The sequence below is a fragment of the Nitratidesulfovibrio sp. HK-II genome (assembly GCF_003402415.2).
Classification (GTDB): Bacteria; Desulfobacterota; Desulfovibrionia; order Desulfovibrionales; family Desulfovibrionaceae; genus Cupidesulfovibrio.
Map to the genome: position 1 here is coordinate 3,885,093 of NZ_AP036014.1, position 14,466 is coordinate 3,899,558.

The 14,466-nt window shown below is 67.4% G+C and carries 12 protein-coding genes; all 12 read left to right on the top strand.

Annotated features, from left to right (window positions below; all coding sequences use genetic code 11):
- Nucleotides 1-2 precede the first annotated feature (2 nt).
- The 12 genes from RVX_RS16320 to RVX_RS16375 all read left to right on the top strand — a co-directional run bounded on the left by RVX_RS16320 (nucleotide 3) and on the right by RVX_RS16375 (nucleotide 14,386).
- Nucleotides 3-1,931, top strand: coding sequence for a cytidylyltransferase domain-containing protein (locus RVX_RS16320; RefSeq protein WP_116307692.1), 1,929 nt, complete (start codon nucleotides 3-5; stop codon nucleotides 1,929-1,931).
- Nucleotides 1,928-2,623: a cytidylyltransferase domain-containing protein gene (locus RVX_RS16325; protein ID WP_116307690.1), complete on the top strand. Its 696-nt coding sequence runs from the start codon at nucleotides 1,928-1,930 to the stop codon at nucleotides 2,621-2,623. Before RVX_RS16320 ends, RVX_RS16325 begins: the two co-directional genes overlap by 4 nt.
- Nucleotides 2,624-2,856: 233 nt before the next feature.
- The gene (locus RVX_RS16330) at nucleotides 2,857-3,921 is read left to right on the top strand and encodes an N-acetylneuraminate synthase family protein (RefSeq protein ID WP_116307688.1); all 1,065 of its coding nucleotides are present in this window, start codon (nucleotides 2,857-2,859) and stop codon (nucleotides 3,919-3,921) included.
- A gap of 238 nt (nucleotides 3,922-4,159) precedes the next feature.
- Entirely contained in the window at nucleotides 4,160-5,842 is a 1,683-nt protein-coding gene (locus tag RVX_RS16335) for an LIC12162 family transferase (RefSeq protein WP_116307686.1), read from the top strand.
- 139 nt (nucleotides 5,843-5,981) lie between these two features.
- The gene (locus RVX_RS16340) at nucleotides 5,982-6,653 is read left to right on the top strand and encodes an acyltransferase (protein ID WP_116307684.1); all 672 of its coding nucleotides are present in this window, start codon (nucleotides 5,982-5,984) and stop codon (nucleotides 6,651-6,653) included.
- Nucleotides 6,654-6,838: 185 nt separating this feature from the next.
- Nucleotides 6,839-8,374 carry a lipopolysaccharide biosynthesis protein gene (locus tag RVX_RS16345; RefSeq protein WP_116307682.1) on the top strand — a complete coding sequence of 512 codons (1,536 nt, stop codon included), beginning with the start codon at nucleotides 6,839-6,841 and terminating at the stop codon, nucleotides 8,372-8,374.
- Nucleotides 8,375-8,643: 269 nt separating this feature from the next.
- Nucleotides 8,644-9,423 (top strand): HpcH/HpaI aldolase family protein, encoded by a 780-nt coding sequence (locus RVX_RS16350; protein ID WP_116307680.1) that lies wholly within the window; start codon nucleotides 8,644-8,646, stop codon nucleotides 9,421-9,423.
- 171 nt (nucleotides 9,424-9,594) lie between these two features.
- On the top strand, nucleotides 9,595-10,509 hold the full coding sequence (locus RVX_RS16355) for an NAD-dependent epimerase/dehydratase family protein (RefSeq protein WP_116307678.1): 915 nt from the start codon (nucleotides 9,595-9,597) through the stop codon (nucleotides 10,507-10,509).
- A gap of 431 nt (nucleotides 10,510-10,940) precedes the next feature.
- Nucleotides 10,941-11,711: a 3-deoxy-manno-octulosonate cytidylyltransferase gene (locus tag RVX_RS16360; protein ID WP_116307674.1), complete on the top strand. Its 771-nt coding sequence runs from the start codon at nucleotides 10,941-10,943 to the stop codon at nucleotides 11,709-11,711.
- Nucleotides 11,712-11,721: 10 nt separating this feature from the next.
- Nucleotides 11,722-12,330: an acyltransferase gene (locus tag RVX_RS16365; protein WP_116307672.1), complete on the top strand. Its 609-nt coding sequence runs from the start codon at nucleotides 11,722-11,724 to the stop codon at nucleotides 12,328-12,330.
- Between the two features lie 168 nt (nucleotides 12,331-12,498).
- Nucleotides 12,499-13,404 carry a phosphoglycerate dehydrogenase gene (locus RVX_RS16370; RefSeq protein WP_116307670.1) on the top strand — a complete coding sequence of 302 codons (906 nt, stop codon included), beginning with the start codon at nucleotides 12,499-12,501 and terminating at the stop codon, nucleotides 13,402-13,404.
- A gap of 340 nt (nucleotides 13,405-13,744) precedes the next feature.
- Nucleotides 13,745-14,386 carry an HAD family hydrolase gene (locus RVX_RS16375; protein ID WP_116307669.1) on the top strand — a complete coding sequence of 214 codons (642 nt, stop codon included), beginning with the start codon at nucleotides 13,745-13,747 and terminating at the stop codon, nucleotides 14,384-14,386.
- The last annotated feature ends 80 nt before the right edge of the window (nucleotides 14,387-14,466 follow it).

Sequence of the window (14,466 nt, forward strand, 5' to 3'; positions counted from 1 at the left end):
CCATGACCGCCCCCCGGCGCTGCATCGTCATCCCCGCCATCAAGAAGAATGCGGTCATCCCCGACCAGCTGGTGAAACGGCTGGCCGGGGTGACCCTGATCCAGCGCGCCATCGACACGGCCCGGTCCGTGGCCGAGGCGGCGGACATCGTGGTGGTCACCGACAGCCAGGAAATCGCCCTGGTCTGTGAGCGCAACGGCGTGCGCCACCACTACAACGCCAGCCTGCGCTTCACCTCGCTGGACATCGTGCGCGAACTGCGCGGCGTGCTGGAAGAACTGGCCGCCACCTACCCGTACCTGGTCATCTATCGGGCCAGCTGCCCGCTGCTGACCGGGCACGACATCGACGACGCCTTCGACCGCTTCGTGCGCGAAGGGGCCGACGTGCTGGTGACGGTGAAAAGCATCCGCCAGCGGGTGTGGGAAAAGCGTGACGGCAGCCTGGACGCCATCCTTGCGGATGAAGGGCCGGAAGACGGGGCGGACGACAGACCAGAGGACGGCCCCCAGCAGGACCGCGCCTCCGGCGACAGACCCTCCCCCAGCCGTGAAGTCTACGTGGAAAGCAAGGCCCTGGTCATGCTGCGCGCAGCAGCCCTGGCCCCCGGCGCGACACCCCGCGTGATGCCCTACTTCCTCAACGACCGGGCCATCGAGATCAACAGCTACCAGGACTGGTGGCTGTGCGAAAAGCTGCTGGAGCGGCGGCACATCGTGTTCGTGGTGGCCGGGTATCCTGCCATCGGCATGGGCCACGTGTTCCGCGCCCTGATGCTGGCCCACGAGATTTCCGACCACAAGATCACCTTCCTCTGCACCCGCGACAGCGAGCTGGCGGTCAAGAACATCGCCGCGCGCGACTACCGCACCTACATCCAGCAGACGGACGACCTTGCAACCGGGCTCGCACAAGACGTGCTGCGCCTTGCGCCGGACCTGGTGGTCAACGACATCCTGGACACCGACGCCAGCTATATGCTGCGCCTGAAGGCCGCCGGGGTGCGCACCGTGAACTTCGAGGACGAAGGCCCCGGCGCGGCCCACGCCGACCTTGTGGTCAACGCCCTGTACGAGGAAAAGCACGAAGACCCGCGCCTGCTCTACGGCCACCGCTACTTCTGCCTGCGCGACGAATTCATCGCCGGCGAACGCAACCCGTTCCGGCCGCAGCCCCGGCGGGTGCTGGTCACCTTTGGCGGCACCGACCACTCCGACTTCACCCGGCGCACCCTGGACATCATAGAGCCGCTGTGCCGCGAGCGGGGCATCACCATCAGCATCGTGGCCGGGCCGGGCTACGCCCACCGCGAGGCCATGCTGGCGCACGTGGACGCCCTGAACTCGCCGCTGGTGGAATTCACCCACGCCACCAACGTCATGTCGCGCAAGATGGAAGGGGCGGACATCGCCATCTGCTCCGCCGGGCGCACCGTGTACGAGCTGGCGCACATGCGCGTGCCCGCCATCGTCATGGCCCATCACGAGCGCGAGGCGCGCCACACCTTTGCCCGCGCCCGCAACGGCTTCGCCTACCTCGGCGTCATGCACCCCTTCCGCGAAGGGGCGTTGCGCCGGGCCTTCGCGCGCATGCTGGACGAAGACTTCCGCCGCACCCAGCACGGCCGCATGCAGCGGCTGGACTTCACCCGCAACAAGGCCGGGGTGGTGGCGCGCATCGGCGCGCTGCTGGCCCCCGCGCAGGCCGGGGCCGCCCCGCGCCGCCCCTCGTACATCGACGAGCTGCCCTTCGGCCCGGACTTCGACCTGCGCACCGCGCTCATCGAACAGTCCGCCAGCGTGGAAGGGGCCGTGCCCGCCAACGGGGGTTCCGCTGCTTCCACCAACACCCCGCTTTCGGGCGAGCCCGTGGCACCACCCACGTCAAACAAATCCGGCACGCCGCGCGGCCCCCACGGAGATTCCGCATGAGAACCGTCGCCCTCATCCAGGCCCGCCTGGGTTCCACCCGCCTGCCCTGCAAGACCATGCTCTCGCTGCACGGCCTGCCCGTCATCGACTGGGTGGTGCGCCGCACCCGCAAGGCGCAGCTTATCGACGAAGTGGTCGTGGCCACTTCCGACCGGCCCGAAAACGACGTGCTGGAATACCACCTGTCGCGCCAGGGCGTGGCCGTGTTCCGGGGGCCGGAAGACGACGTGCTGGAACGCTTTCGCCTGGCCGGCGCCGCCCACGGCGCGGAGCAGGTGGTGCGCATCTGCGCCGACAACCCGCTGATCTGGGGACCGGCCATCGACGACCTGATCCGCTTCTGGCGCAGCGAGAACGCCGCCGGGGCCTGTGACTACGCGTACAACCACATCCCGCGTGGCAACAGCTACCCCGATGGCCTCGGCGCGGAAACCCTGTCCTACGCGCTGCTGGCCGACATAGCGGCAAAGGCCACCCTGCCCGCCCACCGCGAGCACTGCCTGTCGTACATCTGGGACAACCCCGGCCAGTACCGCATCCGCACCTTCGACCCGGCCAACCCCGCCCTGCGCCGCCCCGACCTGAAGCTGGACATGGATACCCCCGAAGACTACCGCGCCCTCGCCCTGCTGGACATCCACCCGGACATCACCCCCGAAGAGATCGTGGCCCTTTTTCCGCCCAAGGGGTAAGCCACAAGAATGCAGGGGCGCTGCCCCTGCACCCCGCAAGGGGGCACACCCCCTTGACCCCTTCTTGTAGAGTATTCATTGCACAGGCCTTCCCCGTGCCCCCCACCCCCAATAAAAAGTTTGGGGGGGAGGGGTCCGGGGAGGGAGACCCTTTCCAAAGGGTCCCCTCCCCGGTTACTCTCCCACCCACAAGTTTCTTTCCCACCACCAGTCATTTCACAAGGAGCACGACCATGCGCCTGACCGAAATATTCAGCACCAAGCCTGTGTGCGCGGCGCGCGCGGGCATCCAGCGTCCGTACATCATTGCCGAGGCTGGCGTGAACCACGAAGGCAGCATGGACATTGCCAGGCGTCTGGTGGACGAAGCCTGCGCGGGCGGCGCGCACGCCATCAAGTTTCAGACGTACAAGGCGGCCACGCTGGCGTCCAAGGATTCCCCGGCCTACTGGGACACCACCAAGGAGCCGACCAAGAGCCAGTACGAGCTGTTCACCCGGCACGACAAGTTCTGGAAGGGCGAGTTCGAGGCGCTGAAGAAGCACTGCGACAGCGCGGGCATCGAGTTCCTGTCCACGCCGTTCGACGTGGAATCGGCGAAGTTCCTGAACGACATGATGGACGTGTACAAGATCTCGTCGTCGGACATCACCAACAAGCCGTTCATCGAGTTCCTGTGCGGGTTCGGCAAGCCCATCATCCTGTCCACGGGCGCGGCGCACCTGCACGAGATCGCCGAGGCCGTGGAATGGATAGAGGCCAAGGGCAACCCGCTGGCCCTGCTGCACTGCGTGCTGAACTACCCCACGGACGACGTGAACGCGGCGCTGGGCATGATTCCGGCGCTGCGCCAGCACTTTCCGCAGCACGTCATCGGCTACTCGGACCACACCCTGCCCCGCGACATGAAGGTGCTGGAAGTGGCCACCCTGCTGGGCGCGCGCATCCTTGAAAAGCACTTCACCCACGACAAGACCCTGCCCGGCAACGACCACTACCACGCCATGGACAAGGACGATCTGGCGCGCTTCAACGCCTCGCTCGACCGCATCCTGCCCATGGTGGGGCCGTTCACCATTTCCGCGCTGGAATCCGAGGCCCCGGCCCGGCGCAACGCCCGGCGCAGCCTGGTGGCGGCGCGGCCCATTGCGGCGGGCGCCGTGATCACCCGCGACGACCTGACCTGGAAGCGCCCGGCCCACGGCGTGAGCCCGCGCGAAATCGACGCGGTGCTTGGCAAGCGCGCCCGCGCCGACATCGCGGAAGACACCGTGCTCCAGTGGAGCCATCTGGAATAGGCGGCTGGCGAATCATCCGTTGACGAACCGGACGCGCCGGACACCATCCGGCGCGTCACGGGAGCATCGCGGGCGCGCTACGGGCGCGCACCCGACGCCCAACCGGAGCCTTTCCGATCACTGACCAGCCGTCTTCCGTGTACCGCACAACGCACTGACCGCCCGGCGGGCCATCATCCGGCCCACTCGCCGCCCCGCCGGACCTTCACGAAACACCGCGCCCCGCGCGCAGCCGCACATGACCCAACGCCGTACCCTCGTACTTGCCGTCGCCCCCGACAACGCCGCGCCCGACACCCATCTGATGGCCGGGCCGTGGTGCTTCCACGGGCGCGAGGACGCCTTTCCAGACTGGGACACCCGCTTCACCTTCGGCCCCGACCCGTACGCCACCGGCGACGAGGTGGCCGCGGCCATCGACGAGGCCAACAGCTACGCCATCGCCCGCATCCCCGATCTGGCCCTGCGCCTGGGCGCGCACCACGGCGCGGATCTGCCGCGCGACTTCTGGGACCTGACCCTGTACCCGTGGCTGACCTTGTGCTGCCAGATGCTGCACGAGCGCCAGCGCCGCGTGCAGGACATGATCCGCCTGTGGGGCAACGAGGAACTGGACGTCCCCCTGCTGCCCCGCGACTGCGAATTTTCCTTCGAGGACAGCCACCAGTTCATCCTGGCGGGCGCGCAGGACCAGCTGTTCAACTGGTGGGTGTTCTCGCGCATCCTTGAGCCGCAGTTGCCCGCCGCGTGGCGCGCCATCCATGCCGACCCGGTCGTCCGCCATTCCGGCGCGCCCGCCGAAGGCGGCCTGCGCGCGCTGGCGCGGCGGCTGCTGTACGCGCTGCCGTTCCCGCGCATCAAGGGTTTCTCAACCCTGCAATCGCTGGTGTTCTCCATGGCGCTGGCGGGGCCGCGCACCTGCGAGGACCGCACCATTCCGCTGGCCCAGCTCAAGGGGCGCATGCCGGTATGGCGCTTCGAGCCGGATGACGTCATCCTGCCGTCCATCCCCCGCGCGCTGTGCCAGCAGCGCCTGCCCCGCACCGTGCGGCAGTGCCGCCCGCGCACCCGCGTGGTCAACGTGGCCTCGTACCACGACGACGCCTACCGCATGCGCGTGGCCCTGGACCGCGCCGCCGGGGCGCGGCTGGTGTTCATCCAGCACGGCGGCAACTACGGCCACATCCGCGAATCCGCCGTGGTGCCCTACTACGAGTACCGCCAGCACGCCTTCGTCACCTGGGGCTGGACCAGCCACGCGCCGTTCCGGGGCAACTTCGTACCCCTGCCGCACGGCCAGCTGGACCGCCTCAAGGACAGCCACGCCGACCGCACCGGCGCGCTGGTGCTGGTGGGCGCGGAAATGAGCCTGCTTTCGTACCGGCTGGATTCGCGGCCCCAGCCGCTGCAATGGCTGGACTACCGCCGCGACAAGGCGCGCTTTCTCGCCGCCCTGCCCGACCACGTGCGCGCATCCGCCCTGTACCGGCCCTATTTCCAGACCATGAGCGGCCTGGACGACGGCCCGTGGGTGCTGCGCCGCTTTGCCGACGTGCGCCGCTGCGAAGGCAGCCTGGACGAGCACATGCTGGGCTGCCGCCTGCTGGTGCTGGACCACCACGGCACCACCCTGGAACTGGCCATGGCCGCCAACACGCCCACCGTGCTGTACTGGAACCCCGAGCACTGGCGCGTGGGCCGCGAAACAGCCGCCGCCCTGGCCGAACTGGCCGCCGTGGGCATCCACCACGCCACGCCCGACGCCGCCGCCGCGCACATCTGCCGCATCTGGCCCGACGTGCAAGGCTGGTGGCAGAGCGAAGCCGTGCAGCAGGCCCGCCGCAACTGGTGCGCCCAGTACGCCCTGACCACCCCCGGCAGCATCAACGGCATCTGGCTGGACGCGCTGCGCGGGTTGTAAGAGAATACCAAAAGGCCAAGACTTTCTGGGGGAAGGAACCTTTTAAAAAAGGTTCCTTCCCCCAGACCCCCATCCTCCCAAACTTTTCAGTTGGGGTACGTGGACAGCAGGCGCGAAAGAACGCGCAAAGGTCGGGGACATGGGCGGATTCATCACCAAGGCGCTGCGCAAGGTGCGCGAAGAGGGGCTGACCCCGCGCGACATCGTGTCATACGGTTGCATGGCCGTGCACCGCAACGCATCCTGCCTGTGGGGCACGGTGCGCATGCGGCTGAAGGCCGCGCTGTTCGGCGTACGGCTGGGCCACGGCTGCGAGTGCTGCGGCCCCATCATCCTGCAGCGCTGGCCGGGCAGCCGCATCGAACTGGGGCGCGGGGTGGGCATCATTTCCTCGTCCCGGCGGTGCACATCCGCCACCATCCACGCCCCCACCCGGCTGCGCACCTTTGCGGGCAGCGCCGCCATCCTCATCGGCGACGGCGTGACCATGAACGGCACGGCCATCACTGCCCGCTCGCGCACCATCCGCATCGGCAGGGGGACCATGATCGGCCCCAACTGCGTGATCACCGACTCCGACTTCCACGCCCCTTGGCCGCCGGAAACGCGCCTGACCACCCCGGCCTTCGAGCGCGACCGCGACGTGACCATCGGCGACAACGTCTGGCTGGGCATGCGCTGCATCGTCCTGAAGGGCGTGACCATCGGCGACGGGGCCATCGTGGCCGCAGGCAGCGTGGTCACCCGCGACGTGCCCCCCGCCACCCTCGTGGCGGGAACGCCCGCCCGCGTGGTACGACAACTGCCGTAGCTCCTGCGCCGCCCCTCATTTTCTTTTTCTCCGATGCAGTGTATGCGCTCGCGCATCATACGCACGACATATTTCCCGCTCCCATCACCCCATTTGAAAAGTTTGGGAGGATGGGGGTCCGGGGGAAGGAACCTTTTTCAAAAGGTTCCTTCCCCCGGTAACTCTTCCCCAACCAGCCCCACCCCATGACCCAACAAACCCTTGCCAAGCGATACGCGTTCAAGCTGCTGGCGAACGTGGCGTCCATCCCGGTGTACCTGACCATGGAGGCGGTGCTGCCGCGCGCCCTTGGTCCCACGGGGTACGGCAACTACAGCTTTGCCACGAACATGTTCCAGCAGTTCGCGGGGTTCCTGGACATGGGCACCTCCACCTGCTTCTACAACGCATTGTCGCGACGGCAGCAGGAATTCGGGCTGGTGTCGTTCTACGTGCGGGTGGCGGCGCTGGTGCTGGCCATCACCATGCTGTTCTCGCTGTCGGCGTTCGTGCCCGGCCTTGGACAGTGGCTGCTGCCGGACGTGCCCGCGTGGATCGTGCCGCTGGCGGCCTTGTGGGCGTTTTTGTCGTGGTGGGGCCGGGTGCTGCGGTCCATGAACGACGCGCTGGGGGTGACGGTATCCAGCGAGATTTCGCGCACGGTGCTGAACCTGGCCAGCGTGGCGGGGCTGCTGGCCCTGTTCCTGCTGGGCTGGCTGAACATGGGCACGTTGTTCGCGCACCAGTACGTGACGCTGATCGCGCTGGCGGTGGGCTATGCCATGGTGCTGCGCGGGGGCTGGCCCACGGTCAGCTTTCGCATGGACCGGGAAACGCGGCGGGCCTACACGCGCGAATTCGCGGACTACAGCACGCCGCTGTTCGTGCAGGCGCTGGCGTCCACCGTCTTTCTGGTGGCGGAACGCTGGCTGCTGCAAACCTTCAACGGCAGCGCGCAGCAAGGGTTCTTTGCCCTGTCGCAGAAGGTGGGCATGGCCTGCTTCCTGTTCGTTTCGGCCATGACGCCGCTGGTCATGCGCGAGTTGTCCATTGCCTGGGGCAAGGGCGACCGGACGGAAATGGGCAGGCTGATGGACCGTTTCGCGCCGCTGCTGTTCACGGTGGCGGGATATTTTTCGTGCTTCACGGCCATGGAGGCCCCGGCGGTGGTGCGCATCTTTGGCGGGGCGGACTACGCGGCGGCCATCCTGCCTGTGCAGATCATGGCCCTGTACCCGGTGCACCAGGCCTACGGGCAGCTTGCCGGGTCGGTGTTCTACGCCACGGGCCGCACCCGCACCATGCGCAACATGGCGGTGACGGAATACGTGCTGGGCTTCGGCCTGTCGTGGCTGCTGCTGGCCCCGGCGGACAAGTTCGGCTTCGGCCTTGGGGCCATGGGCCTTGCGGTAAAGACGGTGCTGGTCCAGTTCCTGTCCGTGAACTTCATGCTGTGGGTCAGCTCGCGGATCATCCCGCTGAACTACCTGCGCAACGTGGCGCATCAGACGCTGTGCCTGGCCTTTCTGGCCGGGGCGGCATGGGCCTGCCGCAGCCTGACCATTGCCGCGGGACTGGGGGACGCGCAGGACATCGTGCGCTTCTTCGTTTCCGGCGTGGTCTATTCCGCGCTGGTGGGCGGCGCGGTGCTGGCCGTGCCGCAACTGGTGGGTCTGACCCGGCAGGATCTGCGCGGGCTGGCCACGCGGGCGCTGGGGCGGTTGCGCAAGCCCGGGGCGTGATGCCGGAACAGTACGCCGCGCTCACGCAATACCGGCATATTGCACCCCGCATCGTGCGCGGATATACTGCCACGGCCTGAAAAACCCCCCTGCCAGGCCGCGCGGTGCGGCCCGCGCACGGGGGTCACGGGACACAGGGCGCATCACCGGCAGCAACAGCATGGCCGAAGCGCCCCCGGCCCGCGCGGTTCATCATCGACGGACGCCACCGCGCCCGCCCCACACCATCCGGCGGCATTGCCGCCGCACCGCACGCGAACGCAACCACAATGATCACCGCACGCGACATTCGGGAAAAGATGCGCCGGGGCCAAGCCACCATCGGCACCTGGATGCAGATTCCTTCCACCGACGTGGCCGAAATCCTCGGCCGGTCCGGCTACGACTGGGTGGCCGTGGACCTGGAACACGCCGCCTTCACCCGCAGCCAGTTGCCCGACGCCTTCCGCGCCATCGAGCTTGGCGGGGCCGCGCCCTTCGCCCGCGTGGCAGAAGCCACCCTGACCGACATCAAGGCATCGCTGGATTCCGGCGCGCGGGGCCTGATCTTTCCCATGATCGAAACCCGCGAACAGTTGGACGCCGCCATCGGCTGGGCGCTGTACCCCCGCACCGACGGTCCTTCCGGCGTGCGCGGCGTGGGCTACTGCCGGGCCAACCTGTTTGGCCGCGAGTTCGCGCCCTACGTGAACGAAACCGCCCGCGACACCCTGTTCGTGGCGCAGATCGAGCACATCCGCGCGGTGGACAACCTGGACGCCATCCTGTCCCACCCGCGCCTGGACGCCATCATGGTCGGCCCGTACGACCTTTCCGGCTCCATGGGGCTTACCGCGCAGTTCGACCACCCGGACTTTCTCGCCGCGCTGGACCGCATCGCCGCCGCCGCGCGCGCCCACGACGTGCCCATGGGCCTGCACATCGTGCAGCCCGACACGGCGGACCTTGCGCGCCGCATTGGCGAAGGCTACCGGTTCATCGCGTGGTGCATTGATGCGGTGTTTCTCTACCGCAACTGCTCGTGTCCGCCCGCTGGCGGCGCGGCGTAGTTCCGGCACCTGACTTGTCCCTTCGCTGACTGAAGGGCAGGACAATTCCGGGCCACGGCTCGACGCACAACACAGCAACCGAATCCATACGGCCCGCACCGCGCCCTGATGCGCAGCGGACCACCCCGCCCACCGGCGGCATGGGGCACAGCCCCGAAGGGATGCAGCACAATGAAGATCACCTTTTTCGGCGGGGCCGGGTTCCTCGGCTCCCACGTCTGCGACAAGCTCTCCGACGCCGGGCACGAGGTCACCATCGTGGACCTGCGGCCCTCGCCCTTCCTGCGGCCCGACCAGCGCATGGTTGTCGGCAACATCCTTGACGAGGCCGCCGTGGACGCCGCCATTGCCGGGGCCGACGCCGTGTTCAACTTCGCGGGCATCGCCGACATCGGCGAGGCCAACCGCAAGCCCGTGGACACCGCGCGCATCAACGTGCTGGGCAACGTCATCCTGCTGGAAGCCTGCCGCAAGGCCAAGGTTTCGCGCTACGTGTTCGCCAGCTCCTTGTACGTGTACGGCAAGTCCGGCGGGTTCTACCGGTGCAGCAAGCAGGCCTGCGAACTGTACATCGAGAACTACCAGGCCATGCACGGCCTTGATTACACCATCCTGCGCTACGGCTCGCTCTACGGCCCCCGCGCCGACCGCCGCAACGCCATCAACCGCTTCGTGGCGGAAGCGCTGGAAACCGGGGCCATCACCTACTACGGCAGCGCCACCGCCCTGCGTGAATACATCCACGTGGAAGACGCGGCCCTGTGCACCGTGGAAGTGCTGAAGCCGGAATACGCCAACGAAAACATCGTGCTCACCGGCAACCAGCCCATGCGCGTGGGCGACCTGTTCAAGATGATCGGCGAAATGCTGGGCAAGGACCTGAACATCGTCTACCAGCACGACCCCAACAGCGGCCACTACCAGGTCACGCCCTATGCCTTCATGCCCAAGGTGGGCAAGAAACTGGTGCCCAACCTGACCACCGACCTCGGCCAGGGCGTGCTGCGCGTGATGGAAGAAGTACACCGCGAACTGCACCCCGACATGCACGACGTGGGCGGCTACCTGCTGCCCCGCGAGGAGTAGCGAACGACCTAGATTTGGAGAGGAAGAGCTATCGGGGAGGGGACCTTTTAAAAAAGGTCCCCTCCCCGAGCCCCTCCCCCCCCAAACTTTTTAATTGGGGGGAGGACACTAGTCCCCACGTGTTTCCTACTCGCAAGAATTTCCGCTTATTAATCTGACAATGCCTTTCTTCCTTATACCCCGCAGCGGTCTTCCGCTGCGGGAGGCTGGTGCGGGGACGATGCAAGGAATTACGAGTTTTTGAGCCGGACAAGGCGGCGCGCGATTTTCGCGCGGAGCGTACTTTGGTACGTGAGCAGCGAAAATCAAGCGCCAACGCCGTCCGGCTCAAAAAGACGGATTCTGCAAGCAGCGTATCCGCAGCACCCTGAGCGCCACCACCGCCCCTAACCAGACATTTCCCGGCGCACCGCGCCGCCAAAGGAGCAGCCATGAACATCGTCGCCATCATCCCCGCCCGCATGGGCTCCAGCCGCTTCCCGGGCAAGCCCATGGCCGACATCCACGGCGTGCCCATGGTGGGCCACGTCACCTTCCGCACGGCCATGAGCCCCACCCTCACCGCCACCTACGTGGCCACCTGCGACCAGGAAATCTACGACTACGCCGAAGGCGCGGGCCTGAAGGCCGTCATGACCGGCGACCACCACGTGCGCTGCACCACCCGAACCGCCGAAGCCCTGCTGAAGATCGAGGCCGCCACCGGCAAGCGCGTGGACATAGTGGTCATGGTGCAGGGCGACGAACCCATGGTCACCCCGGACATGATCGACGCCGCCATCGAACCCATGCTGTCCGACCCGTCCATCAACGTCACCAACCTGATGGCCCGCATGGAAACCGTTGAGGAATTCGAAGACCCCAACGAAGTCAAGGTGGTGGTGGACCTGAACTCCGACGCGCTGTACTTCTCGCGCGAGCCCGTGCCCTCGCGCAAGAAGGGCGTCACCGACGTGCCCATGCAGAAGCAGGTGTGCATCATCCCCTTCCGCCGCGACTACCTGCTGAAGTTCAACGACATGCAGGAAACCCCGCTGGAAATCATCGAATCGGTGGACATGATGCGCATCCTCGAACACGGCGAAAAGGTGCGCATGGTGCCCACGGACAAGCGCACCCTCAGCGTGGACACCCCCGAAGACCTCGCCCGCGTGGTGGACATGATGGCCGAGGACACCCTGCGCCTCGTCTACTCGAAGTAACGGAGCCCCCATGCGCGCACGCCTTGCCGCCCTGGCCGAGGAACTCTGGCTGTTCCTGTTCGCGTGGATTCCCACCGTCATCGGCGTGGGCGCGCGTCTTGTCGCGTGGCGGCCATTGTTCCGACACTGCGGCCGGGCACGCTTCGGCCAGTCGCTGACGCTGCAGGGCTGCCGCAACATCTCGCTGGCCGACGGCGTGCGCATCGGCAAGGGCTGCCACCTGTACGCCCGCACTGGCGCGCTGGAGATGGACGAAAACGCGGCCCTCAACGTCAACGTGGTGGTGGACGCCGACGGCGGGCACATCCGCATGGGGGCGCACGTCACCGTGGGTCCCGGCACGGTCATCCGCGCGGCCAACCACAACTTCGACCGCACCGACGTGCCCATCATGTTTCAGGGCCACGAGTACGGCGAGATCACCATCGAGGACGACGTGTGGATCGCGGCCAACTGCACCGTCACCCCCGGCGTGCGCATCGGGCGCGGGGCGGTGGTGGGGGCCGGGGCCGTGGTCACGAAGGACGTGGAGCCCTACACCGTGGTGGGCGGCGTGCCCGCCAGGCCACTGCGCAAGCGCGGCGTGCATGAGCGGGCGGGCACGCCCCCAGACGCCTAGCCGGTCGCGCGAAGCGTCAAGCACACGCGAAACAACAGGCGCACACGCACAACAACAGGCGGGCCACCGGACGGCCTCGCGCCGCCCCGCAGATCAGGACGACAACGACACGCGCGACACACCGCGCGACAGCCAAGGGGCCATGCCCCCGGCAAAGGATAACGCATCATGAAGGTAGCCATCACCACCTCGTCGTTCGCCAAGTTCAGCGACGAACCGCTGCGCCTTTTGCGCGAGGCGGGCATAGAGTACGTGCTCAACCCCACGGGCCGCGCCATCACCGAAGACGAGGCCATCGAACTGTTGCAGGGCTGCATCGGCGTGGCCGCGGGCACAGAGCCGCTGACCCGCCGGGTGATGCAGGCCCTGCCGGAACTGAAGGTCATCTCGCGCTGCGGCACCGGCATGGACAGCGTGGACCGCGCCGCCGCCGCCGAACTGGGCATTGCCGTGCGCAACACGCCCGATGCGCCCACCCAGGCCGTGGCCGAACTGACCTTGGGCTACGCGCTGGACCTGATGCGCCTGGTCAGCCGCATGGACCGCGAACTGCGCGCGGGCACGTGGAAGAAGCGCATGGGCAACCTGCTGGCGGGCAAGAAGGTGGGCCTGATCGGCTTTGGCCGCATCGGCCGCGCCACGGGCAAGCTGTTCGAGGCCTTCGGCTGCGAAGTGGCCTTTGCCGACCCCTTCGCCGCAAGCGACACCAACGCCAGGATGGAACTGGACGCCCTGCTGGCCTGGGCGGACATCGTCTCGCTGCACTGCTCCAAGCCGGAAGGCGGCGGGTACATCCTGGACGAACGCCGCCTTGGCCTGATGCGCCCCGGCACGTGGGTGATCAACGCCGCGCGCGGCGGGCTCATCGACGAAGGCCCCCTGCACGCGCTGCTGGCCTCCGGCCATCTGGCCGGGGCCGCGCTGGACGTGTTCGCCAAGGAACCCTACGAAGGCCCCCTGCGCGACCTGCCCAACGTCATCCTGACCCCGCACATTGGCTCGTACGCCGTGGAAGCCCGCGTGAAGATGGAAACCGACACCATCCGCAACCTGCTGGACGCGCTGCCCAAATAAGCGGCGAACTCATCTCGGATTCGATGGAGGCGCCCCGCCCCCCTGCGGGCGGGCAAAATCATCGCAAACGGGATGGTGGAGTTGTTCCTCATACCCCGCGACGGGTTTCCGTCGCGGGAGGCTGGTGCGGGCGCGATACGCGGAATTACGATTTTTGCCCGCCGGGCCAGGCGGATCGACGTTTTTGAGCGCAGCGTACTTATGTACGTGAGCATCAAAAACGCCGAGCCAACGCCGCCCGGCGGCAAAAGGCGGATTCCGTGTGTAGCGCGCCCGCGCTACATCAGGACAAGCAGTCTGCCAAGGCTTTCGCCACCGCAGCACTGTCCCAAGGAGTACCATGCCCCTTTCCTGCATCGTCTTCGACTGCGACGGCGTCATCCTGGAAAGCGTGAACGTGAAGACCGAAGCCTTCGCCCGCGTGGCCGAACCCTTCGGCGCGGACGCACGCGACCGCCTGGTGGCCTACCACATGGAGCACGGCGGCGTGAGCCGCTACAAGAAATTCGAGTGGCTGTTCAGCGAAGTGCTGGGCCGCGAAATCACATCCGACGAAATGGACGACCTGGGCCGCAAGTACGCGGACTACGCCTTCGAAGGCGTGCTGAATGCCCCCATGGTGCCCGGCGCGTACGACGTGATCACCGCGTGGCACGGCCGCGTGCCGCTGTACGTGTGCTCCGGCGCGCCGCACGAGGAGTTGGTGCACATCCTGACCGAGCGCGGGCTGGCAAGGTACTTCGAGGCCATCTATGGTTCGCCCCCAGGCAAGACCGACGTGCTGCGCCGCGCCGTGGAAAAGGCGGCCGTGCCTCCGGCGGAAGTGGTGATGATCGGCGACGCCAAAACCGACATGACCGCCGCGGAGGCCGTGGGCACGCTGTTCTACGGCCGGGGCGAAGCCTTTGCCGCCACCCCGCATCCGTGGGGGCAGGACCTGACCGGCCTCAACGTGTGGCTGGAAGGCGTGGCAAAGGCCTAGGGGCGCCAATCCATCCTGCCTGCATTCCGGGAGCCGCACGCCGCACCGGCGCGGCTCCCCGCGCCGTTCGCACCCCCCGC